Consider the following 23,322-nt stretch of genomic DNA (forward strand, 5'->3'; position numbering starts at 1 on the left):
GTCGGTCCTTTCACTTATCTCACTTATCGTCTTCCTTGGACCAGGCGTCGTTTCCGCGCAGAACCACCCGGTCGCCTACCGCCTCGCGCGGACCGGCCGCCGTTTCTTAACCGGACCACCCAGGCCAAGCCAGCTTAGGCCCCGAGCCACCGGTCCGGGGCCACGCGCCGCCAGAGCCTCCCGCGCGCCGGGCTCGTGTTTGGCGAAGGCGAGCAGCATCCCCAGCGCGGCCAGGGTCGACAACAGCGCCGATCCGCCGTAGGAGACCAGCGGCAGCGGGATTCCGGTGATGGGCAGCATCCCGGTGACGGCTCCGATGTTGACGATCGCCTGGCCGACGATCCAGGCGACCGCGGCGACCGAGGCGAGCCGGACGAACGGGTCCCTGACCCGGCTGGCCACCCGCAGGCCCGCGTAGCCGAGCAGCCCGAACAGGATCACCACGATCAGCGTGCCCATCAGACCGAACTCCTCACCGATGACGGAGAAGATGAAGTCGCTCTCGGCGTGCGGGGTCCAGTTCCACTTCTGCTTGCCGGCCCCCAGCCCGACCCCGAACCAGCCGCCGCTGCCTATCCCCATCTGCCCCTGCACCAACTGGTATCCCGCGCCCTGCGCGGTGCCCTGCGGGTTGAGCCAGCCGGCGATCCGGTTCGAGCGGTAGCCCTCAGAGCTGATCATCGTGATGACGGCCAGCAGGATGACCGCCAGCATGCCGCCGAACAGCTTCAGCGGCGCGCCCACCACCCAGAGCAGGGCAAGGAAGATCATCATCAGCACCAGGGTGGTGCCGAGGTCACTACCCAGCATCACCAGGACGGCCATGATCGCCAGCCCGGGCAGGAGGGGGATCAGCAGTCTGCGCCACTCGATCTGCCCGGCCCGCGCCCATCTGGCCAGCAGGTCGGCACCCCACACCACCAGTGCGAGCTTGGCCGGCTCCGACGGCTGGACGGTGAGCTCGCCGATGTAGATCCAGCGTTGCGCGCCCTGCTCCGCGTCGCCGATGAAGAGGACCAGGACCAGGCCCAGGGCGGCGAAGACCATCAGCGGGTAGCCGGCCAGCCGGAAGAACCTGATGGGCAGCCGGGAGCAGATCCACATCAGCAGCAGGCCCAGCGTCGCCGCGATGAACTGCCGGCCGAAGAGCGCGAACGCCGACTGCCGCGTCTGGAGCGCCTCGATGCTCGACGCGGACAGGACCATCATCAGCCCCAGGGCCATCAGCAGCGCGCTGACGCCGAGCAGCAGGTGGTAGGAGAAGAGGGGGCGTGCCAGCAGCTCACGCACCCGGGCGAGGCGGCCGTTGAAGGAGTCGAAGGCCGGCGCCCGATCGGTCTCAGCGGTCATCTTTCCCCCCGCTCCGCCGACCGGACCCACCCTTCGTGATCACACGCCCTCGGCATCGCGCCGCGATCCGTCCAGGCGCGCGAGGACGGCCTGAGCGAAGGCTTTCCCCCTCGCCCCGTAGTTGGGGAACATGTCCAGGGATGCCCCGGCCGGAGCCAGCAGCACGGTGTCCCCGGGAACGGCGAGCCTCGCGGCTTCGGTGACGACACGGTCCATGACCCCAGTGTCTTGGCCGGCCACCTCCACCACCGGGACATTTTCGGCGTGTCGCGCCAGAGCCTGCCGGATTCGCTCACGATCGACGCCCAGCAGCACCGCGCCGCGCAGCCGTGGCGCGGCCCGCCGGACCAGCTCGTCCACGTCGGCGCCCTTGAGCTGCCCGCCGGCGATCCAGACGATCGAGGGGTAGGCCGCGAGCGACGCCGCCGCGGCGTGCGGGTTGGTGGCCTTGGAGTCGTCCACGTAGTCGACCTCGCCGACCCGGGCGACCTGCGCCATCCGGTGCGGGTCGGGGACGAAGTCCAGCAGGCCCTGCCGTACGGCCTCCGGGGGCACCCCGTAGGAGCGGGCCATGGTGGCGGCGGCCAGGGCGTTGGCCACGTTGTGCGGCGCGAACGGCCGGATGTCGGCGAACGAGGCCAGCTCGGTGGCGTTGCGCACCGGGTCGGCCACGAACGCCCGGTCCACCAGCAGGTCCTCGACCACGCCGACCTGGCCGGGCGCCGGCACTCCGAGGGTGAAGCCCACCGTGTGCGCGCCCCCGTCGTACGGCGCGGCCAGCCGGGCCGCCCACTCGTCGTCGGCGTTGTGGACGACCGTCCCGGCCCGGGCGAAGATCTCCCCCTTGGCCCGGGCGTACTCCTCCATGGAGCCGTGCCAGTCAAGGTGGTCGGGGGCGACGTTGAGGACGGCGGCGGTGTGCGGGGCGAGGCTGGGCGAGCGGTGGAGCTGGAAGCTGGACAGCTCCACCGCCAGCACGTCGGCGGGCCCGGTGACGGCCTCCACGATGGGGGTGCCGACGTTGCCGACCGCCAGCGCCCGGTGCCCGGCGGCGGTCAGCATCGAGGTGAGCATCCGGACCACGGTGGTCTTGCCGTTGGTGCCGGTCAGCGCCAGCCAGGGCGCGGCGTCCGCCGGACGGAGCCGCCAGGCCAGCTCGACCTCGCCGATCACCTCCACCCCGGCCTCGGCCGCCGCGACGAGCAGCGGGTGGTGCGGCGGCCAGCCGGTGGCGACGACGAGGGAGGCGCCGGCGGGCAGGGCGGCCGGTTCGCCGAAACGGACCTCGACCCCGATCCCGGCCAGCTCCGCGGCGGTGGCCCTGGCCCGCTCCCCGTCCCTGCCCTCCAGGACGACCACCTTCTCGCCCCGGGCGGCCATCGCGCGGGCGGCGGCCGTACCCGAGACGCCGAGACCGGCGACGCAGATCACGTGATCACTCCTGCCCGCCGCGCGGCCGTGCTCGCCGCCGTCACGGCTTCGGCATCCATTCGACGTAGAACAGCCCGAGGCCGGCGGCGGCGCAGAGCGCGGCGAGGAGCCAGAAGCGGACCACGATCGTCGTCTCCGCCCACCCCGACAGCTCGAAGTGGTGCTGGAGGGGAGCCATTTTGAAGACCCGTTTGCCGGTCATCTTGAAGAAGCCGACCTGGATGATCACCGACATCGTGATGATCACGCACATCCCGGCCAGGATCACCAGCAGGAGCTGCGTGCGGGTGGTGATGGCCAGACCGGCGATCACCCCGCCCAGGGCCAGCGAGCCGGTGTCGCCCATGAAGATCTTCGCGGGCGGGGCGTTCCACCACAGGAAGCCCACCAGCGCGCCGAGCACGGCGGCGGCGACCACGGCCAGGTCCAGCGGGTCGCGGACCCAGTAGCAGTTGGGACCGAGCTGGGTGGTGCAGCTGTTGCGGAGCTGCCAGTTGCCGATCAGCACGTAGGAGGCCAGCACCACACCGGTGGCACCGCTGGCCAGGCCGTCGAGGCCGTCGGTCAGGTTCACCGCGTTGGAGAAGCCCACGATCATGAACAGCACCAGGAGCGTGAACCCGACGATGCCGATGGACGGGCCGAAGTCCCGCAGGAACGACAGCCGGGTCTCGGCCGGGGTGATCAGGTAGGCGTTCGGGAAGCGGGTCACCAGGACCGCGAAGACCGCGCCGATGACGAGCTGGCCCAGCGCCTTGGCGCCGCTGCGCAGGCCGAGGCTGCGCTGTTTGTAGATCTTGATGAAGTCGTCGAGGAAGCCGACCGCGCCCAGACCCACCATCAGGAACAGCACCAGGACCGCGGAGACGGTGGGCTGGGTCCAGGTGGCCAGGTGGGCGCAAGCGAACCCGGCCAGCGCCGCTATCACGATCACGGTGCCGCCCATGGTGGGGGTGCCGCGCTTGTCGTGGTGCCCGGAGGGCCCCTCCTCCCGGATGCTCTGGCCGTAGCCGCGCCGGGAGAACAGGCGGATCGCCAGAGGCGTGCCGAACATGGACAGCAGCAGGCTCACCGCCGCCGCGATGAGGATCTCCCTCATCGGCGGTCACCCCCGAGCAGCGTCTCGGCCACGCGCTCCAGCCCGGCGGCGCGGGGCCCCTTGACCAGCACCACGTCGTCGGGGGCCAGGAGTGCCGACAGCGCGGCACCCGCCGCCTCGGCGTCGGCCACATGCGTGATCCGCGTGGCGTCCGGTGCGCCGCCCGCCGCGGCGCGGGCACCGGCCAGGATCTCCTCCGCGTCGGGTCCGACGACGAAGAGGCCCGCGAGTCCCGCGCCACCCGCCAGCCGGCCCAGGTCCTCGTTCAGGGCCGCGCTCTCCTCCCCCAGCTCGCGCAGGGCGGCGATGACCGCGAAGCGGCGGCGTCCGCCCGCGAGGACGTCGAAGGTGCCGAAGGCGGCCCGCATGGAGTCGGGGTTGGCGTTGTAGGCGTCGTTGATCACGGTGACGCCGTCCTCCCGGTCGGTGACCTCCATCCGCCACCGGCTGCGGGGCTCGGCCTCCGACAGCTCCTCGGCGATGGTGGCGACCGGCAGGCCCAGTTCGTAGGCCGCCGCCGCGGCGGCGAGCGCGTTCTCCACGGCGTGCTCGCCGTACAGGCGGAGCGCGACCGGCGCGGCGCCGGACGGGGTGCGCAGGGTGAAGGAGGCCCGGCCGCGCCCGTCGAGGGTCACCCCCTCGGCCCGCACCGCGGCGGACTCGGCGCGGCCGTACCAGGTGATCCGGGCGTCGGTACGGCCGGCCATCGCGGCCACCAGCGGGTCGTCGGCGTTCAGTACGGCCACGCCGTCGGCGGGCAGTGCCTCGACCAGCTCACCCTTGGCCCTGGCGATCGCCTCCTTGCCGCCGAAGACGCCCAGATGGGCGGTGCCGACGTTGAGGACCACCCCGATCCTGGGCGGGGCGACCCGGGCGAGATGGGCGATGTCGCCCGCGTATCTCGCACTGAGCTCCAGCACCAGGTAACGGGTGTTCTCGTCGGCTTTCAGCACCGTGAGCGGGTGGCCGATCTCGTTGTTGAACGAGCCGGCCGGGGCGACCGTCGGACCGACCCTGGCGGTGAGGCGGGCCAGCAGGTCCTTGGTGGTGGTCTTGCCCGCGGAGCCGGTCACGCCGATGACGGTGACCGACGGCAGTTGGGCGCAGACGGCGTTGGCCAGGCCCGCCAGGGCGGTCACGGTGTCGCCGACGACGACCGCGGGGGCGTCGACGGGTCGGGACGCCAGCACGGCGACGGCGCCGGCCTCGACGGCCTGGGCGGCGAAGTCGTGCCCGTCGACCCGGTCACCCTTGATGGCGACGAACAACGACCCAGGCTCGACGGCGCGGGAGTCGATGACGACCGGACCGCGTACGACCGCACGGGGATCGGCCATACCAGCGAGGGCGCCCGAGGTGATCTCGGCGATCCTGGCCAGCGGCAACGGGATCATGATGCGTCTTACCTACTCTCCATACGTGTCTTCGGGGCCCGGCCGGTTCCGCCGTCTGACGATCGCGTCGGCCACCACTTGCCTGTCGTCGAACGGGAGTATTTCCTCCCTGACGTACTGGCCCTGCTCGTGCCCCTTGCCGGCCACGACGACGATGTCGCCGGGACCGGCCCGGCCGATCGCCAGGTCGATGGCCGCAGCCCGGTCCGGCTCAATGATCACATGCGCGCGCTCATGCTGAGACACGCCGAGGACTCCGTTCATCATCTCGGCGAGGATCCGCAGCGGATCCTCCGAGCGAGGATTGTCACTGGTGAGGATGGCCACATCCGCCAGCCGCGCGGCGGCCTCCCCCATCATCGGGCGTTTGCCCCGGTCACGGTCGCCGCCGCAGCCCAGCACCACGGTCAGCTTGCCGGCCGTGATCTGACGCAGGGCGCGGAGCACCGCCTCGACCGCTCCGGGTTTGTGCGAGTAGTCGACGATGGCCTGGAAGTCCTGGCCACCGGACACCCGCTCCATCCGGCCGGGCACACCGGTCAGCGTACCGACGCCGGCCACCGCGGTCCTCAGGGGCACCCCGGCCTCCACGAGGGAGACGATCGAGCCGAGCGCGTTGGCGACGTTGAACGGGCCGGGCAGGGCCACCGTGGCCTGCTCCTCGACGCCGCCGGGGCCGACGACCCGGAAGGAGGAGCCGTCACCGCCGAGGCGCACGTCCACGGCCCGCCAGTCGGCTTCGACGGCGCCCTCGGCGGAGAAGGTGGTCATCGGGATCTTACTCAGGCCGAGAAGCTCGCGTCCGTGGGCGTCGTCGATGTTGACGACCCCCGCGCGGCTCATCTCGGGCGTGAACAGCCGGGCCTTCGTCGCGAAGTAGTCGTCGAGGTCCCGGTGGAAGTCCAGGTGGTCCTGGGAGAGGTTGGTGAACAGCGCGACGTCGTAGAAGACCCCGTCCACGCGGCCCATCGCCAGCGCGTGGCTGGAGACCTCCATCGCGGCCGCGGTGACCCCGTGCTCGCGCATGAGGGCGAACAGCCCCTGCAGGTCGCTGGCCTCCGGCGTGGTCAGCTTGGGCACGGAGCGCAGCTCGCCGATGTGGATCTCCACACCACCGATCAGCCCGGTCCGGTGCCCGGCGGCCCGCAGCCCGGCCTCCAGCATGAAGCTGGTGGTGGACTTGCCGCTGGTGCCGGTGACGCCGATGACCATCACATCCGCGGCCGGGCGGCCGTACACCCAGGCGGAGACCTGGCCGAGCACGGCGCGCGGGTCCGGAACGACGAGGACCGGCAGGCCGGTCGCCACGGCGGCCGGCCGGCCCGCTTCGTCGGTCAGGATGGCGCTGGCCCCTGCGGCGAGCGCCTGCGCGGAGAAGTCGGCTCCGTGGGAGGCGGCTCCGGGCAGCGCTACGTAGAGGTCTCCGCGCTGGACTCGGCGCGAATCGATGGTGATCCCGGACACCGCGGCCAGCGGTGCCCGTGACGTGCCGGAAGGCGCGCCGAGCAGGCTCGCCAGCCCCGAGAGCGGACGGGGTGAACTGGTTGACGGTCGCATGGACGACGGGGGACGCACGGCGAGAGCGTACCTTCCCTCATCACTCCCCGGCGCGTATCGGCACCGAGGAGGCTGTCGTTCCTGTGGGCGGAATCTTCTTGCTCTTCAACGCGAACGTCATCACTTTCTTGAAGACCGGGGCGGCGATCTCCCCACCGTAGTAGCCCTTGTGGGGGTCTTGAACGACCGCGAGGACGACCAGGCGGGGTTGGTCCGCCGGGGCGAAACCAACGAATGTCGAGGTGTACCCGCAGTATCCCTGACATTTGACGTCGTAGCGCATCGCGGTGCCTGTCTTGCCGGCGACCCGGTAGCCGTCGATGGCGGCGAGATTGCCGGTTCCCTCCGCGCTGACGGCGGCCTCCAGCATCCCGGTGACCTCCTCGGCCGTGCGCTCACTGACCACCCGGGTCCGCTTGGCCGGCGCGGACGGCACGAACGCGCCCTTCTCGGTGGTGGTGCCGGCCACGACCTGCGGGGTGACGCGGGTCCCGCCGTTGGCGATGGTCTGGTAGACGCTGGCCGTCTGGAGCGCGGTCACCGAGACGCCCTGGCCGTAGGCGATCGTGCAGCGCTGGCTGCCCGACCACTTCTTCCAGTCCGGCAGCAGTCCCGCCTCCTCGCCGAGGAGACCGGTGCCGGGCTTGACGCCGAACCCGAAGCGCTGCAGCATCTCGTGGAGCTTTTGGTCGCCGACCTTCTGGGAGGCGAGGATCGTGCCGACGTTGCTGGAGGTCGCGACCACGCCGGAGAAGGTCAGGCGCTCCATGGGGTGCGGGTGGGAGTCCCTCAGCACCCGGTCGGCACACGTGATGCTGTCGTTGACCTTGAACACGGTCTCGGGCCGCACGGCCCCCGACTCCAGGGCGGCCGCCGCGGTGATGACCTTGTTGGTGCTGCCCGGCTCGAACACGTCGGTCACCGAGCGGTTGACCCAGTCTTCGGGGGCGGCCTTCGCCCAGTTCTTCAGGTCGAGCTCGGGCGCGTTGGCCATGGCGACCACCTGGCCGGTGGGCACGTCGATCACGATGGCGCTGCCGGTGCGCGCGCCGGTGGCCGCGACCTGGTCGGTGATCGCCTTCTGGGCGGCCCACTGGATGTCGCGGTCGACGGTGAGCCGCACATCCCTGCCCTCCACGGGCGCCTTGAGGGTGCTGCGGGTCATCGGGATGCGCTGCCCGCCGCGGCCTGTCTCGACGAACTGCTCGCCGTCACGGCCGGCGAGCAGTTCGTCATAGGTGCTCTCCAGTCCGCTCAGGCCGGTGCCGTCCGCGCCGACGAAGCCCAGCAGGGTGCCCGCCAGGTCACCGCCCGGGTAGTCGCGCCGGTAGACGTCCTTGCTCCCGACCCCCACGAGCCTGGGCTCGTGGTCCATGATCCGCTGGGCGACGGACGGTTCGACGGCGGCGGCCACCTGCTGGTAGCGGCTGGCGCTGTTGACGAGCTTGGCCGCGATCTGCTCCTTGGGCTGGTTCAGCTCGGCGGCCAGTGCGGTGGCCACCTGGTCGCGCTTGGCCGGGGTGATCTCCGAAGGGTCGACGAAGATCTCGCGCGCCTTCAGGGTCAGCGCGAGCTCGTGCCCGTTGACATCGGTGATCGAGCCCCGTCGTGCGGTCAGCTTCTCGGCCTGGACCCGCTGTTTGGCCGCCTGCGCGACGTAGAGCTTGGAGTCGAGGCCCTGGAGCTGCACCAGCCGTCCGGCGAAGACGGACAGCACGAAGATCATCACGATCAGGCCGATGTTGATCCGCCGGCCGGGGTTGCCCAGGCGCAGCACCGCGGGCGGGCGCACCGGCGGCCGGGGCGGCCGGCCGCCCGGTCCGCTCCTGCCCGGCGTACGGCCGCTCCCGGCTCCCGCTCCGCGCGGGCCCCGCTCCGGCGCGTCCGGCCGCGGAGAGCTGCGTGGCCTGCGCGACGTCTCCGGACCCGACGGCCTGCCGGCGCCCTCGGGGCGCGCGGACCTGCCCGCCGCCGGAGGACCACCCGGTCTGGCGGGACCGTCGGAACGCTGCCTGCCGGCCCCGGCCGGCCTGCCCTGGGCGCCGGACCTGCCCGAGGCGCCGGACTTACCGGAGGCGCCGGACTTACCCGGAGCGCCGGACTTACCCGAGACGCCAGGTTTACCGGGGGCGCCGGATCCGCCCGGGGCGCCGGACTTCCCCGTCCTCGGAGCCCCGTCCTTGCCGGTCCCCGCAGGACCGCCCTGCCTTCCCCCGGCTCCGTCGGGCCGGCCGGACGCGCCCTGCCCCTCGGTCCTGGCAGGCCTGCCGGGACCGTCGGGGCCGTCGGTCCTGCCCGGTCCCTCCGGGCGGGCGGGCCTGCCGGAGGGGCCCGGCCTTCCTGCCGCGTCCGGGCCGGGCGGCTTACCGGTACGGCCGGGACCGCCCGGCGCCCGGCGCCCGGATCCTCCGGCGGATCCGTTACCGGAGCCGCCTCGGCCGGGACCTCGGCCGCCGGGCTCCCTCACCGGCCCGTGCCCGGCACTCGCTCCTGTCCGGTGGGCGTCTGGCCTTCACTCGCGACCCGGCTGCCGCCGGGCCGGTCGGGAGTGATGGCCCTGACCTTCTCCCAGTCAGGCACCTGCCCCTGCCCCGCGGAGTCCCGGGCGAGCACGTTGGGCTGCTCCCGGAGCATGTTCTCGTACTTCAGCGCATCCTTCTTCTGGCGGAGCTGTTCGTTGGTCCTACTGAGCTCATTGGCCTTGAAAGAGTCCTGAGCGAGGACGACGTTCAGCAGCAGGAGGCTGATCAGACCGCCGCAGAGGAGGCTGACCACGAGCAGCACGAAGGGAGCGCGCGGCGAACGTCCCCGCCGGGCGGCCGGAACCGGGGCCGAGGGCGCGGCGTCGGCGACGGGCCTGGGCCTGACCGGCCTGGACCTGACCGGCTGCGGCGTCGCGCGCGGGACGCGCGCAGGTCGCCCGCCGCGGCTCGGCGCGGTCCGGACGTCTGAATCACTCCTCGTCGTCAACTGCCTCACGGATCCTCTCTGCTGCCCGACACCGGGCAGAGGCCGCCCGCGGGTTGCGGGCCACCTCCTCTTCGCTCGGAAGCTCGGCTCCTCTTGTCAGTAGGGCGAACCGCGGCTGGTGGGCCGGCAACGGGACGGGCAGCCCCGGTGGGCCGGTGTCCCTGACCCGTGCCGCCAGGACCTGCTTGGTCAGCCGGTCCTCAAGGGAGTGGTAGGCGAGCACGACCACGCGCCCGCCAAGCGTCAGCGCGTCGAGCGCGGCGGGCAGCGCGCGTTCCAGGGCCGTCAACTCCGCGTTCACCTCGATCCGCAATGCCTGAAAAGTCCTTTTTGCGGGGTTTCCCCCAGTTCGTCGGGTAGCGGCCGGGATCGCCGTACGGACGATCTCCGCAAGCCGCTTAGTCGACGTTATGGCCTCGTTGCCCCGTTCCTTGATGATTAGGCGCGCGACACGCGGAGCGAATCGTTCTTCGCCGTAATCGCGGAGAATCCGGATGAGTTCGGCGGCCGAGTAGGTGTTGACGACGATCTCGGCCGTCAGCTCCTGGTCACGGTCCATCCGCATGTCCAGCGGGGCCTCGTAGGAGTAGGCGAAGCCGCGCTCGGCCTCGTCGAGCTGGGGCGAGGAGACCCCCAGGTCGAACAGGACGGCGTTGACGCGGGGACGGCCGGCCTCGGCCAGCACCTCGGTCAGCTCGTCGGAGACCGCGCGGACCAGGGTGATCCGGTCGGCGTACGGCGCCAGCCGGGACGTCGAGCGCTCGATCGCGGTGGGATCGCGGTCGATCCCGATCAGATGCAGTGCGGGATGGGCGGCCAGCAGCGCCTCGGCATGGCCGCCGAGACCCAGGTTCGCGTCGACCGCGACGGGGTCGGGACCTGCCAGCGAGGGAGCCAGGAGCTCAAGCACCCGGTCGAGCATCACGGGCACATGGCCGCCCGGGGCCTGAAAATCACGCATGTCGTTCTCGGCGCGCATGAAGCGCAAACCCCCCTCTTGCCGCCGCGCTCGCGGATACGCGACGGGTGTTCACCGGTGTCCCTGCTGGCCCCCACCCCCGGACCGTCCGGCCAGGTCCCCATCCGCACCCACGCGTCCGCCCGTCACCTGACACCGGGGAAGGTGCATCAGCTCACGTGCATGGTGGTTGCGGGTGGAGACCTCGCCGAACGACGTTTTCACCGATGAGTCGACCGTGAAGTCACAGAATCCCTGGCAGCACCTCCTCCGACAGATCGGCAAAAGCCTGCTCTTGGTCGGCCAGATAGGTGTCCCAGGCGTGTGCGTCCCAGATCTCCAGCCGTGTGTTGGCTCCGATGACCGTGCAGTCACGGCGCAGGCTGGCATACTCCCGCAGAGCCTGTGGAATGGTGATCCGGCCTTGCTTGTCGGCGACCTCGTCAGATGCACTGGCGAAGAAGACACGGCTGTAGTCACGGACCGCCTTGGCAGTCACCGGCGCTGCGCGCAGAGCTTCGGTGATGCGCTGGAACTCCTCTACGGGAAAGACGTAGAGGCAGCGCTCCTGGCCTTTGGTGATCACCAGACCCTCCGCCAGCTCCTCGCGGTACTTCGCCGGCAGGAACAGCCGTCCCTTGTCATCGAGACGCGGGTGATGAGTGCCGAGGAACACCGGCCCCACCTCCCGTGCCTAGCGGAGCGCCTGGCGCTGTAGTCCCTGCTCTCCACTGCGCACCACCATACTCCACTTCTCTCCACCGTCAACTGATTCCGCCCGTCTTCACGGCCGACTCCGGCGATATTTCCCCAGGTCAATACGGGTGGAGCGGAGTGGAGGGGCGACGCGCCCCCGGGACGCGCTGGGCGTGTCGAGAAGCACCCCGATGGCCGGGCGATTACGAAATCGACTGACCGGCGGTGACCGGGAGTGAAAAATGGAGCACCCTACGGACTTGTCACGAGATCAGTACATCTATCGGATAAGAACGTCACGCTCAGCACAGACACTATGGTCGTTCACCCGAAATGCCCCTTAATGCCCACATAGAGTCGCCCGGGAACGCATGGCGCCGTAGTGTCGGTACTCACAATGGAAAGGGATCGCAAAGGTCCCGGAAATACGCACCCCGGCGCGAAACCGCCGCACCTTCATGGAGGCCTGGTGGCAGTAACCCATGACGTCTCACCTCGACTCGATGATCTGGTCGTCACCGCGCACCGGATCCGTCAGGCGATCGAGTCGGTGATCGAGGGCAAAGGCGACGTCATCCGCCTGACCTTGACCGTTCTCCTCGCCGAGGGGCATCTGCTCATCGAGGATGTGCCCGGAGTGGGCAAGACCATGCTCGCGAAGGCCCTGGCACGATCCATCGACTGCCCGGTGCGCCGGGTCCAGTTCACCCCGGATCTGCTGCCCAGCGACATCACCGGAGTGAGCGCGTACAACCAGCAGACCAGGGAGTTCGAGTTCAAGCCCGGCCCGGTGTTCGCCAACATCGTGGTGGGCGACGAGATCAACCGCGCCTCGCCGAAGACGCAGTCGGCCCTACTGGAGTGCATGGAGGAGCACCAGGTCACCGTCGACGGCACGACCTACCGGCTGGACGGCCCGTTCATGGTGATCGCCACCCAGAACCCCATCGAGATGGAGGGCACCTACCCCCTCCCCGAGGCGCAGCGCGACCGTTTCACGGCCCGGATAGCGATGGGCTACCCCGAACCCACGGCCGAGCTGGAGATGCTCGACGTGCACAGCGCCGCCTCCCCGCTGGACAAGCTGGAGCCGGTGGCGACCACCGCCGAGGTCCGGGCGCTGATCGAGGCGGTACGCGCGGTCTACGTCTCGCAGCCGGTCAAGAAGTACGCCATCGATCTGGTGACCGCCACCCGCCACAGCCCCGACCTGAGGCTCGGCGCCTCCCCACGCTCGACCCTGCAACTGGTCCGCGCGGCACGGGCGCACGCCGCGCTCGCCGGCCGCGACTATGTCATCCCCGACGACCTGCAGGAGCTGTGCCTGCCCGTCCTCGCCCACCGGCTGCTGCCCAGCGTCGAGGCCCAGGGCCAGCGCCGTACACCCGAGCAGGTGATGGCCGAGCTGGTCCGCCGGGTGCCCGTGCCCGAGACACAAGGCAAGTGATGTCCGGCCTCAAGGCGCTCACCGCCCGTGGCCGGTCGTTCTTCGCGTCCGGCGTCGCGGCGCTGGTGTGCGCCTTCGTCCTCGGGGAACACGACCTGCTCAGGATCGGGGTGCTGGTCGTCTCCCTGCCGCTGCTGGCGGCCATGGTGGTGGCCCGCACCCGTTACCGGCTGAGCTGCGCGCGGCGCCTGGATCCGCCCCGGGCGGAGGTGGGCGGAGAGGCGACCGTGACACTGCGGCTGGAGAACGTCACCCGGCTGCCGACCGGCCTGCTGATGATCGAGGACACCGTTCCCTACGCGCTGGGGGCCCGGCCCAGGTTCGTCCTGGACCGGGTGGAGCCACACGGCGTCCGGGAGATCGACTACCGGGTCCGGTCCGACCTGCGCGGCCGCTTCGGGATCGGCCCGCTCACCATCAAGATCACCGACCCGTTCGGCCTGGTCGAGCTGACCAGGTCGTTCAGCATCAGCGACACGCTCGTGGTGACGCCCCAGGTCACGGCGCTCCCGCAGGTCCGCCTCTCCGGCGAGTGGACGGGCGGCGGCGACAGCCGCACCCGGAGCGTGGCGACCGCGGGTGACGACGACATCGCGCCGCGGGAGTACCGGCAGGGCGACGACCTGCGGCGCGTGCACTGGCGTTCGACCGCCCGGTACGGCGAGCTAATGGTGCGGCGCGAGGAACAGCAGCGGCAGAGCCGGGGCGCCCTGCTGCTGGACACCCGCCGGTACGCGCACCGCGGCGAGGGTCCCCGCTCGTCGTTCGAGGTGGCGGTCTCGACCGCGGCCTCGATCGGCGTGCACCTGGCACGGGAGGGGCTCGGCCTGCGCCTGGTCACCGACCAGGGGGCCGAGCACCTCAACGACACCGGGCTGAGCTGGTCGCTGCTGGACGCCCTCGCCGTGGTGCGTACCAGTTCGGCGCGGTCGCTGGAGTACGGCCTGAACGCGCTGCGGCAGGGCGGGGGCGACGGCCTGATCGTGGCGGTCCTCGGCGGGATCGACGTGGAGCAGGCCCAGGCACTGGCCAGGCTGAGGCGCGGCACCGCGACCGGCGTGGCCGTGCTGCTGGACGTGGCGGGCTGGGAGCGGCCCGAACTCGGCCAGAACGAGGAGTACCGGGCGGCTCAGGCGATCTTCGCCGGGACGGGCTGGCACATCGTTCGGTTGCCCGCGGGCACCTCGATCGCGAGCGTGTGGCCGGACGCCGCACAGCGCGGACGATTCACACTCAGCGGGAGCGGCTCATGAGACTTCCCATCGCGGCGGGCGCGGCCACGGGAGCGGTCGCGATCGCGCTCTACCCCCTGTTCCAGGGCGGTGGCTGGTTCTGGGCGTGCCTGGGGATCATCCTGGCGGTCACGGGTGTCGGCATGCTGGGCACCCGCTACGCCCTGCCGAACTGGCTGGTGCCCCTGGCCCAGCTGATCGTGGTGTTGATCTACCTGACGGCGGTGTTCACCGGCGGCAAGGCCTGGGCGGGGCTGGTGCCCACCAAGGAGTCGGTCGTCGGACTGGCGAAACTGCTGGCCACCGGCTTCACCGACATCCAGCGATACGCCGCCCCGGTGCCGGCCAACACCAGTATCACCCTGCTGACCTGCGGCGGCGTCGGACTGATCGCGATCCTTGTCGATCTGGTGGCCTCCCGGCTGCGCCGGGCCGCGCTCACCGGCCTGCCGTTGCTGGCGCTGTTCACCGTCCCCGCCGCGGTGGTCTCCGAGCCGATCAGCTGGCCGGCTTTCATCATCGCGGCCCTGGGCTACCTGGGGCTGCTGGCCGCCGACGGACGTGAACGGATCAACCACTGGGGCCGGGCGGTGCTGGTACGCCGTACCCCGTCCTTCGTGGCCCCGAAGCCCGCCCCCGACACCGGATCCCTGCGGCTGTCGGGTAAGCGCATCGGCTTCACGGCGATCGTGCTGGCCATCCTGCTGCCCGCGCTGCTGCCCACGCTGGAGCCGAACCCGCTGTTCGGGTTCGGGGTGGGCAACGGCAGAGGCGGGGGCGGCAACCTGATCACCATCCCGGACCCGATAGCCGACCTGCGGGGGAAACTCTCGCTGCCGACCAACGCCACCATGATGACCTACACGGTCAACGACGGCGCGCCGCGTTACCTGCGGCTGTACGCGCTGGACGTCTTCGACGGCGACCGGTGGACGATGACGGACCCGCAGGGCCATGCCGAGGACCGGGTCTCCGAGGGGCCGCTGCCGACTCCCCCCGGCCAGGCCGCGGGGCTGGCCGTCACGCAGACGACTCTCAAGGTCAAGGTGAGCGAACAGGTCAGAGAGCTGAAGTTCCTGCCACTGCCCTACCCCGCCAGCCGGGTCCGGATCGAGGGTGACTGGCGGGCCGACCGGGACACGCTCATGGTGTTCTCCAGCGAGGAAACCGCCGGGGGGCTGAATTACGAGGTCGTCACCGGCGAGCCCGATCCGACTCCGGAGGCGCTCAGGGCATCGGCCGCCGCGCAGGTCGACGAGCGATACCTGCAGCTGCCGGAGAATCTCCCCCGGGAGATCAGGGAACTGGCCAGGCGGGTGACGGAGCAGGACTCCAGCCCCTTCGAGCAGGCGATCCAGCTCCAGGATTTCTTCACCAAGAAGGGCGGGTTCACCTACAGCCTGTCGACCCAGGGGCACAGCGGTCAGGCGCTGACGGATTTCATGATCCGCAGCCGGACCGGGTTCTGCGAGCAGTTCGCCGCCTCGATGGCGGTTCTGGCGCGGATCCTGGGCATCCCGTCCCGGGTCGCCATCGGCTACACCGGTGGCGACTACGTCGCCGGTGAGTGGCAGGTGCGCACGCACGACTCCCACGCCTGGCCGGAGCTCTACTTCGAGGGCACCGGATGGCTGCGGTTCGAGCCCACGCCGGGAGGCAGCACGGGGCAGAGCGGCGCGACGGCGCCGTCCTACACCCGGGCGCAGGCCGCGCCGGTCGACGATGACGGGGAGAGCTCGGCTCCGGCCCCGGATCCCACCGGAACGGACCTGCCGGACGGAGCCGCCCGCGACCGCCGTGACCCGCTGCTCGACCGCGACCTCGGCGGGGCGCCGATCGCGGTGGACGAGGGCATGCCCCTGGTGGCGCGGATCGGCATCGGGGCCGCCGTCGCGTTGCTGATCGCGCTGATCCCCGGGATGCTCCGCTGGGAGCTGCGCGCCCGGCGGCGCAGGTCCTACGCGCGCGGGACGGACGCTCCTGCCGCGGGACCCCCCGGCGCGGAGCCCACCGAGGTCGTGGCGGTCCGGGCGGACCGGCGGGAGTCGGCGGTGAACGCGGCATGGGCGGAACTCGACGACGCGTTGTGCGACTACGGCATGTCACGTCAGCCGAGTGAGAGTCCCAGGGCGCTGGCCCGGCGGCTCACCGAGCAGTACGGATTCGACGCGGAGGCCGAGGCCGCGGTGTCCAGGATCGCCATGGCGGTGGAACGGATGCTCTTCGCCCGCACCACGGGAGAGATCGGCTCGCTGCCCGAGGATCTCCGCCGGGTACGGCGGGCACTGGCGGCCACCGTGACCCGGGGCCGGCGGATCCGTGCGGTGCTGCTGCCGCCCTCGACCCTCCTGCGGGCGCGACGGCTGGGGACGCGGGCGCTGGACGGTTTCGACCGGCTGGAGAATCTCCGGCTCCGCCGACCGGCCCGGCGAAGCGTCTGAGGGCTCCGGAGCCGGCGGGAAGGCCGGATCGATCACCTGTGGGTCGTCTCCACCGGAGGCGGCCCACGGTCATCGGCGAGGGGTCCCGCCACCATGGCAGGGGCGGGGCCTTCGCCCTAACGCTCGTCGTGACGACGGCGCCAGCGTTCTTCCATCCGCTCCATGAAGCTCTGCCGGGCGCCGCCGCGGCGCCTGGTCTTACCTGGTCGCCCGGGCGGTGCGGCCGCGGCCTCACCGAACCCGTTCATCCGCTTCCAGCTGGACAGACCCCACAGACACGCGGCGAGCATGACCACGAAACCGCCGACACCGAGCGGGATGTTGATGATCACGACGCCGACCATCAGCAGCACGATGCCCAGGATGAAGCCGATGGAGGCCTTGACCAGGCGGCGCTTGTAATGGCTGCGTGGATCACTGATCCGCACGGTGTTGGCCCACTTCGGGTCCTCAGCGTAGAGGGCCTGCTCGATCTGGTCGAGCAGGCGCTGCTCGTGATCAGAGAGCGGCACGGCGCCTCCCAAGGACAGCCCCAGGACGGGGAAGACGGTGACGAACGACACGGGGTGTCCGAACCTCGCGGTCGGTTATCCCCAGAATACGAGGCTGTAGACGTAGACGAAAGAAAACGTCCAACGTAGTCCAAACCGGAGGAGGCGTCATGGGTCTATTTCACCAAATGGTGGGCGAACAAGCGACGCCGGGAGCACCACATCGCGACCGAATCTTCGGGCCGCCCTGTCCATCGCCTGTTCGGCCTCCCGCCAGCCCGACTCCCGTTCGCCCAGACCGAGCTGCCTGGGCGCCTCACCGGCCGGACGCAGGCTCTCCACCCGCACCCCGACCAGGCGGAGCCGGACTTTCTCCAGGCCTGCCGCGGCGTAGAGGTCACAGGCGGTCGCGTAGAGCACCTGGGCGACATCCGTGGGCTCCCGGAGCGTCCGGGACCGGGAGACGGTGCTGAAGTCGGCACGGCGGAGTTTCACGCTGACCGTGCGGCCGACGTGGCCACCCTCCCTGAGCCTGACCGCGACCCGTTCGGAGAGGCGGAGCAGCTCCTTGCGGATCTTCACGGGATCGTCGACGTCTGTGGCGAATGTCTCCTCGGCCCCGATGCTCTTGTCCGGCACATGCGGGGTCACCGGACGCTCGTCGCGCCCCCAGGCGAGTGCGGCCAGATGGGCTCCGACGGCCTGGCCGAGCTGGTGCTGCAGAGTGGCGACCGGGATGGCCGCGAGATCACCGACGGTTCTGACGCCCAACCGCACCAGAGACTGCTCCGTACGCTCCCCTACGCCCCACAGGGCCCCTACCGGGAGAGGATGGAGGAAATCCACCACCCTGTCCGCCGGAACGACCAGAAGGCCGTCTGGCTTGCAGTGCTGGGACGCGAGTTTGGCGACGAACTTGCTGTTCGCCACGCCGACGGAGCAGGTGATCCCGTGCTCCCGCACGACCTGCTCACGGATCATCGCGGCGATGGCGGCCGGCGGACCGAGCCTCTTGCGCGCCCCGCCCACGTCGAGGAACGCCTCATCGGAGGCGATCGGCTCGACCTCGGGGGTGTACGTGTGGAAGATCTCCATCACGCCGCGGGACACCTCGGCGTATTTTCCCCGGCTCGGCGGGATGACCACCGCCTGGGGGCAGAGCCGGCGGGCCCGGGTCATCGGCATGGCCGAGTGCACCCCGAACCTCCGGGCCTCGTAGGTGGCGCTGAGCACCACGCCGCGCGCGCCGGGCGCGCCGATGATGACAGGCGTGCCCTGGAGCTCCGGGCGCTCGCGCAGCTCGACACTGGCGTAGAACGCGTCCATGTCGACGTGGAGGATCGGGCAGCCGGTGTCGTCGGCGCCCAGATCGGACCTCGGGCGCGGCATCTGCTGCTTCCTCGACACGGCACCATCCTATGGGAACGCGCGTTCGACACAAGCCTCACCGGTGGCCGAGGACGTGCAGTTGGGTGGCGATGTCCCGGAGCACGGGATGGGCGGCCGCCGCCTGCTCCAGGGCGACCAGGGCCCGTGCGGCCCCCGGCTCGCCGTCGAGCAACCGGCTGGGCACCAGATCGGCGAAGATCCGGACACCGTGCACCTCTCCGGGGGTGAAACCGGTCACCGCGAGAAGCCGGGCCAGGGCCTCGCGGGTGAACCTCCGGGGAGTGGGGTCACGGTCGCCCCAGCGCCCCTCGGGGTCGTCCAGCACCTGACGGGCCTCGTCGAACCGGCCGGCGATCGAGCGGTGCAGCGCGGCGGCGAGCGGATTGGCGGCCAGCACGCTGATCGCACCGCCCTCGCGCAGCAGGGCGGCCATGGCCGTCAGCGCGCTGGCCGGATCCTCCACGTACTCCAGCACGCTGTGGCAGAGCACCAGGTCGGCGGAGTCGGCCGGGAGCAGCTCCCCCAGATCGGCGGCGTCGCCCTGCAGCGCGCGCACCCCCACGCCCGCCTCCGCGGCGCGGCGCTCCAGGGCGGCCAGCGAGTCGGGGCTGGGATCGACGACCGTGACGGTGTGCCCGAGCTCGGCCAGCGGAACCGCGAAGCCCCCCGTGCCGCCTCCGGCGTCGACGATGTCAAGACGGACGCGCCCGGTGGTGGACACCCGGTCGGCCAGCACAGCCCGCAGGACGTCCCAGACGACGGCGGTGCGGACCGCCGGAGTGCCTGCCTGCCGCGAGATGCCTACGGCGTGCAACTTCAGATCGCCTCCTATTTCGGGTGACGAGCCCAGCCTACGCCGGGCGGCCCCCGAAGCAGCCCAAGGACGATCCATACTCGTGTTTGGGCGAGTCTTTTTCGGCACCGGGAGAACCCCGGTGGACAAAAGAGACCGAAGCCCGCAAGGGCCGCGTCACCGCGGGAGACCGGAGATCGGCCCCCGCGGCACGCGCTACAGCGTCAGAGAGGGCTTGAGCTGCTTGAACCGGGCCATCAGGCCGTTGACGAACTGCGGTGACTCATCGGTCGACAGCTCGGAGGCCAGGCCGACCCACTCGCTGATGACGACGCCCTCGGGAACGTCGGGCATCCACAGGAGCTCGTAGGTGCCGCCGCGCAGCAGGTTGCGGTCGACCGCGGGCATGCGGTCGAGCGTCCACCCCTCGGCATAGGTGGTGATCAGCTCGTCGATGCGCGTCCGGTGCCGGCACACGCCCTCGACGATCGTCGTGGTGTATTCGTTGACGGGCGGTTCCGCCCGTTCCAGGCGCTCGGCCAGGACGCTCAGCGGGTCCTGGCTCCGCGCCTCGGCCTCGAACAGGATGTCCAGCGCGCGCCTACGCGCCTTACCCCGTGCCGACATCAGGCCCGGCCGAGGTAATCGCCGGTGCGGGTGTCGACCTTGACCTTCTCGCCGGTCGTGATGAACAGCGGCACCTTGATCTCGGCGCCGGTCTCCAGCGTGGCGGGCTTGGTGCCGCCGGTGGAGCGGTCGCCCTGGAGGCCGGGCTCGGTCTCGGCGACGATCAGCTCGACGGCCGCGGGCAGGTCGACGTAGAGCACGTTGCCCTCGTTGATCGCCACCGTGGCGAGCATGTTCTCCAGCAGGTAGTTGGCGGCGTCGCCGACCGCGGCCCGGGAGACGTGGAGCATGTCGTAGGTCTCGGTGTCCATGAAGACGAAGTCGTCGCCGTCCATGTAGGAGAACTGCATCTCACGCTTGTCGACGGTGGCCACCTCGACCTTGACGCCGGCGTTGAAGGTCCTGTCGACGACCTTGCCGGAAAGGATGTTCTTCATCTTGGTGCGGACGAACGCACCACCCTTGCCGGGCTTGACGTGCTGGAACTCCACGACCGTCCAGAGCTCACCGCCGTCGAGCTTGAGCACCAGGCCGTTCTTGAGGTCGTTCGTCGTCGCCACTAGTTTCTCCTGCGTACGGCCGCTCTTAAAGGACAAGCAGCTCTTTGGTCGTCCGTGTGAGAAGTTCCGGTCCGTCATCACGCGTCACGAGCGTGTCCTCGATGCGGACGCCGCCCCTGCCCGGTAGGTAAACTCCTGGCTCAACGGTGACCGGAACTCGATCCTCTAGTCTAGCGTGCTCATCGTCGGGCTCTGGCTTCGCCGGAGACAGGAACGGCGCCTCGTGGATCTCCAGTCCGACGCCGTGGCCGAGGCCGTGCCCGAAGTAGTCTCCATAGCCCGCCTCGGCGATGAGGTCACGGGCGGCGGCGTCCACCTCATGGGTGACGGCGCCGGGCCGTACGGCACGGCGACCGGCCCGTTGGGCGGCGCGGACCAGGTCGTACAGCTCACGCTGCCAGGAGGCGGGCTCGCCGATCGCCACCGTCCGGGTCATGTCGGCATGGTAGCCCTCGTAGAGCGCACCGAAGTCCATCGTGACCAGGTCACCGCGTTCCAGCGGCCGGTCCGAGGGAGAGTGGTGCGGGATCGAGCCGTTGGGGCCACTCGCCACGATCGACTCGAAGGCGGGCTTCTCGGCGCCCAGTTTGATCATCCGGGACTCCAGCGCCCTGGCGATCTCCTTCTCGGTCATCCCGGGCCGCAGCGTGGGCAGCACGTCGGCGAGGGCCTGGTCGGTGAGCGCGCACGCGGTGCGGATGAGGTCGATCTCGGCCTCGTCCTTGATCCGCCGTACCGACTCCACCACTCCGGACAGGCGCAGCAGATCGTCGCCGAGCCGGAAGTAGTCGGCGACGGGCATGTGATGGGCCTCGACGGCGACCCGGTCGGCCATCGGGATCAGGCATCCGGCGACGTCACGCTCTTCGATCACCTCGATGTCGGAGCAGGTCCGGCGGGCGGTCTCGGCGTAGCGGGAGTCGGTGGCCAGCGTGGCGCGGGCGTCCGCCCGGACGAGCACGGCCGCGTTGGAGCTGGCCAGACCGGTCAGGTAGCGCACGTTGACACCGCGGGTGACCAGGATCGCGTCGGCCTCGTGGGCCGGGAGCAGGGCCGCGAGCTGCTGACGGCGGCGAGCGTGGGTGGCGGTCATGACTCGCATGCTATGACCGTTCCCGGCGCCGTTCCCCGTCCTGGCCTGGAAACGGCGCGCGGATGAGCTCCAGGGCCGGGGACCGGCGCGCGGACGGGCCCCAGGACCGGGGACCGGCGTGCGTACGGGCTCCGGCCGGCTGGAGCCCGTACGGTGGGCGGCGATCAGGCGGCTGGAGCCCGTGCGGCGGGCGGTGTCAGGCCGGAAGGGGTTCGGACGATACCCGGACGGTGGAGCGGGGGGCCTCGTCGAGCGGCTGCGGCGGGGCGTTGAACACGCTCTCGTCCAGCCTTCCCTCCGAGCGGGCCACCAGGACCGGCACCACGAGCTGCCCCGCCACGTTGGTGGCGGTGCGGATCATGTCGAGGATCGGGTCGATGGCCAGCAGCAGCCCGACGCCCTCCAGGGGCAGGCCGAGCGTGCTCAGGGTGAGCGTGAGCATCACGATCGCCCCGGTGAGCCCGGCGGTCGCGGCGGAACCCACCACGGAGACGAACGCGATCAGCAGGTACTCCCCGACGCCGAGCGGGATGTCGAACACCTGGGCCACGAAGATCGCGGCGAGTGCCGGGTAGATCGCGGCGCAGCCGTCCATCTTGGTGGTCGCGCCGAACGGCACCGCGAAGGAGGCGTAGTCGCGGTCCACGCCGAGGCGCTCGGTGGTGACGCGCTGGGTGAGCGGCATGGTCCCGACCGAGGACCGGGAGACGAAGGCCAGCTCGATGGCGGGCCAGGCGTTGCGGTAGAAGGTGATCGGGCTGACCTTGCCGACGAACGCGAGCAGCAGCGGGTAGCTCACCAGCAGGACGAGGAGGCACCCGATGTAGACGCCCGCGCTGAACTTGGCGAGCGGGGCGAGCAGGTCCCAGCCGTAGCTGGCGACGGACTTGCCGATGAGACCGGCGGTGCCGATCGGGGCCAGCCGGATGACCCACCACAGAGCCTTCTGCACCAGTTCAAGCACCGAGCGGCTGAAGTCCAGGAACGGCTCGGCCTTCTCCCCCACCGCCAGGGCGGCGGCGCCCAGGACGACTCCCAGGAAGACGATCTGGAGGACGTTGAGCTCGGTGAAGGCGGTGACGATGTTGGTCGGGATGATGCCGGTCAGGAAGTCGACCCAGGTTCCGGCGCCTTCCAGGTCCACCGCCTTGGCACCCTCGGTGGCGATGTTGACGCCCAGGCCGGGATTGAGGATCAGTCCGAGACCGATGCCGAAGGCCACCGCGATCAGCGAGGTGGCCAGGAACCACAGCAGCGTCTTGCCCGCGAGTCGGGCGGCTCCGTTGACGTTGCGCAGATTGGCCACGCTGACGACGACGGCGGTGAAGACCAGCGGCGGGACGGCCAGCTTGAGGAGCTGGACGAAGAGTTTGCCGACCTCGGTCAGGGTGGTGGTGAGCCAGGTGACGTCACCGGCGCGGGCGATGAGCCCGAGGACGACACCGACGACCAGGCCCAGCAGCAACTGCAGGGAGAAAGAGAACCTTTTCATGTACGGGGCTCCGTGGAAGGGCATGCCGGGGCGGACACGGACATGCGGAGTGAGGAGATGTGGGGGGAGGGACAGCGTTCAGCGACAGAGCTGGCTGTTCAGGCGGCACAGGTCGACGTGTAGCCGCTCGACAAGCCACACGATCACTGGGGAAAACCTCACGAGGGGGTAGAACCTCCCCATACAAAGCATATATTCCGATTTACTGTGTGATACACATCACATTACGCGCAGAAAAGGATCTCGTCGAGGCCTCCGGGGAGGCGCGGACAGGAAAAAGACCCCGGCCAGGCATGGGTTCC

The 23,322-nt window shown here is 70.6% G+C and carries 19 protein-coding genes; 3 read left to right on the forward strand and 16 right to left on the reverse strand.

Annotated elements, in window-relative coordinates:
- Nucleotides 1-75 precede the first annotated feature (75 nt).
- From ftsW to mraZ, 9 genes are all read right to left on the reverse strand, one after another.
- On the reverse strand, nucleotides 76-1,350 hold the full coding sequence (gene ftsW, locus OHA77_RS07115) for a putative lipid II flippase FtsW (protein ID WP_326821446.1): 1,275 nt from the start codon (nucleotides 1,348-1,350) through the stop codon (nucleotides 76-78).
- A gap of 39 nt (nucleotides 1,351-1,389) precedes the next feature.
- Nucleotides 1,390-2,781, reverse strand: coding sequence for a UDP-N-acetylmuramoyl-L-alanine--D-glutamate ligase (gene murD / locus OHA77_RS07120; protein WP_406316953.1), 1,392 nt, complete (start codon nucleotides 2,779-2,781; stop codon nucleotides 1,390-1,392).
- A gap of 40 nt (nucleotides 2,782-2,821) precedes the next feature.
- Entirely contained in the window at nucleotides 2,822-3,880 is a 1,059-nt protein-coding gene (gene mraY, locus OHA77_RS07125; protein WP_326821444.1) for a phospho-N-acetylmuramoyl-pentapeptide-transferase, read from the reverse strand.
- Nucleotides 3,877-5,274, reverse strand: a complete 1,398-nt coding sequence (gene murF, locus OHA77_RS07130) for a UDP-N-acetylmuramoyl-tripeptide--D-alanyl-D-alanine ligase (RefSeq protein WP_406316955.1) — start codon at nucleotides 5,272-5,274, stop codon at nucleotides 3,877-3,879. Before murF ends, mraY begins: the two co-directional genes overlap by 4 nt.
- Nucleotides 5,275-5,286: 12 nt before the next feature.
- Nucleotides 5,287-6,831 carry a UDP-N-acetylmuramoyl-L-alanyl-D-glutamate--2,6-diaminopimelate ligase gene (locus OHA77_RS07135; protein ID WP_406319788.1) on the reverse strand — a complete coding sequence of 515 codons (1,545 nt, stop codon included), beginning with the start codon at nucleotides 6,829-6,831 and terminating at the stop codon, nucleotides 5,287-5,289.
- Nucleotides 6,832-6,871: 40 nt separating this feature from the next.
- The gene (locus OHA77_RS07140) at nucleotides 6,872-8,623 is read right to left on the reverse strand and encodes a peptidoglycan D,D-transpeptidase FtsI family protein (protein WP_406316957.1); all 1,752 of its coding nucleotides are present in this window, start codon (nucleotides 8,621-8,623) and stop codon (nucleotides 6,872-6,874) included.
- A gap of 671 nt (nucleotides 8,624-9,294) precedes the next feature.
- On the reverse strand, nucleotides 9,295-9,615 hold the full coding sequence (locus OHA77_RS07145) for a hypothetical protein (RefSeq protein WP_406316959.1): 321 nt from the start codon (nucleotides 9,613-9,615) through the stop codon (nucleotides 9,295-9,297).
- A gap of 169 nt (nucleotides 9,616-9,784) precedes the next feature.
- Nucleotides 9,785-10,780 carry a 16S rRNA (cytosine(1402)-N(4))-methyltransferase RsmH gene (rsmH, locus tag OHA77_RS07150; protein ID WP_326821440.1) on the reverse strand — a complete coding sequence of 332 codons (996 nt, stop codon included), beginning with the start codon at nucleotides 10,778-10,780 and terminating at the stop codon, nucleotides 9,785-9,787.
- Between the two features lie 223 nt (nucleotides 10,781-11,003).
- Nucleotides 11,004-11,435 (reverse strand): division/cell wall cluster transcriptional repressor MraZ, encoded by a 432-nt coding sequence (mraZ, locus tag OHA77_RS07155; protein ID WP_406316962.1) that lies wholly within the window; start codon nucleotides 11,433-11,435, stop codon nucleotides 11,004-11,006.
- 417 nt (nucleotides 11,436-11,852) lie between these two features.
- Here mraZ and OHA77_RS07160 point away from each other — a divergent pair, with 417 nt between their 5' ends.
- Genes OHA77_RS07160 through OHA77_RS07170 form a run of 3 tightly spaced genes read left to right on the forward strand, consistent with a single transcriptional unit; the run spans nucleotide 11,853 to nucleotide 16,575 of the window.
- Nucleotides 11,853-12,902, forward strand: coding sequence for an AAA family ATPase (locus OHA77_RS07160; protein WP_406316964.1), 1,050 nt, complete (start codon nucleotides 11,853-11,855; stop codon nucleotides 12,900-12,902).
- Entirely contained in the window at nucleotides 12,902-14,155 is a 1,254-nt protein-coding gene (locus OHA77_RS07165) for a DUF58 domain-containing protein (protein WP_326821437.1), read from the forward strand. The genes OHA77_RS07160 and OHA77_RS07165 overlap by 1 nt, the downstream gene beginning before the upstream one ends.
- Nucleotides 14,152-16,575 carry a DUF3488 and DUF4129 domain-containing transglutaminase family protein gene (locus OHA77_RS07170; protein WP_406316967.1) on the forward strand — a complete coding sequence of 808 codons (2,424 nt, stop codon included), beginning with the start codon at nucleotides 14,152-14,154 and terminating at the stop codon, nucleotides 16,573-16,575. Before OHA77_RS07165 ends, OHA77_RS07170 begins: the two co-directional genes overlap by 4 nt.
- Nucleotides 16,576-16,691: 116 nt before the next feature.
- On the opposite strand, the gene OHA77_RS07175 is transcribed toward OHA77_RS07170, so the two are convergent.
- From OHA77_RS07175 to OHA77_RS07205, 7 genes are all read right to left on the reverse strand, one after another.
- On the reverse strand, nucleotides 16,692-17,087 hold the full coding sequence (locus OHA77_RS07175) for a DUF3040 domain-containing protein (protein ID WP_326827051.1): 396 nt from the start codon (nucleotides 17,085-17,087) through the stop codon (nucleotides 16,692-16,694).
- 147 nt (nucleotides 17,088-17,234) lie between these two features.
- Nucleotides 17,235-18,455 carry a DNA polymerase IV gene (dinB, locus tag OHA77_RS07180; RefSeq protein WP_406319790.1) on the reverse strand — a complete coding sequence of 407 codons (1,221 nt, stop codon included), beginning with the start codon at nucleotides 18,453-18,455 and terminating at the stop codon, nucleotides 17,235-17,237.
- A gap of 55 nt (nucleotides 18,456-18,510) precedes the next feature.
- Nucleotides 18,511-19,269, reverse strand: a complete 759-nt coding sequence (locus OHA77_RS07185; RefSeq protein WP_326821435.1) for a methyltransferase domain-containing protein — start codon at nucleotides 19,267-19,269, stop codon at nucleotides 18,511-18,513.
- Nucleotides 19,270-19,464: 195 nt separating this feature from the next.
- A complete protein-coding gene (gene nusB, locus OHA77_RS07190; RefSeq protein WP_326821434.1) occupies nucleotides 19,465-19,875 on the reverse strand; it encodes a transcription antitermination factor NusB in 411 nt (136 codons plus the stop codon).
- Nucleotides 19,875-20,435, reverse strand: a complete 561-nt coding sequence (efp, locus tag OHA77_RS07195) for an elongation factor P (RefSeq protein WP_326821433.1) — start codon at nucleotides 20,433-20,435, stop codon at nucleotides 19,875-19,877. Before efp ends, nusB begins: the two co-directional genes overlap by 1 nt.
- Nucleotides 20,436-20,460: 25 nt before the next feature.
- Nucleotides 20,461-21,528 (reverse strand): M24 family metallopeptidase, encoded by a 1,068-nt coding sequence (locus OHA77_RS07200; RefSeq protein WP_406316970.1) that lies wholly within the window; start codon nucleotides 21,526-21,528, stop codon nucleotides 20,461-20,463.
- Nucleotides 21,529-21,724: 196 nt separating this feature from the next.
- The gene (locus tag OHA77_RS07205; RefSeq protein ID WP_326821431.1) at nucleotides 21,725-23,020 is read right to left on the reverse strand and encodes a dicarboxylate/amino acid:cation symporter; all 1,296 of its coding nucleotides are present in this window, start codon (nucleotides 23,018-23,020) and stop codon (nucleotides 21,725-21,727) included.
- Nucleotides 23,021-23,322: the final 302 nt, after the last annotated feature.

The organism is Streptosporangium sp. NBC_01639, from assembly GCF_045209755.1.
GTDB lineage: Bacteria > Actinomycetota > Actinomycetes > Streptosporangiales > Streptosporangiaceae > Streptosporangium.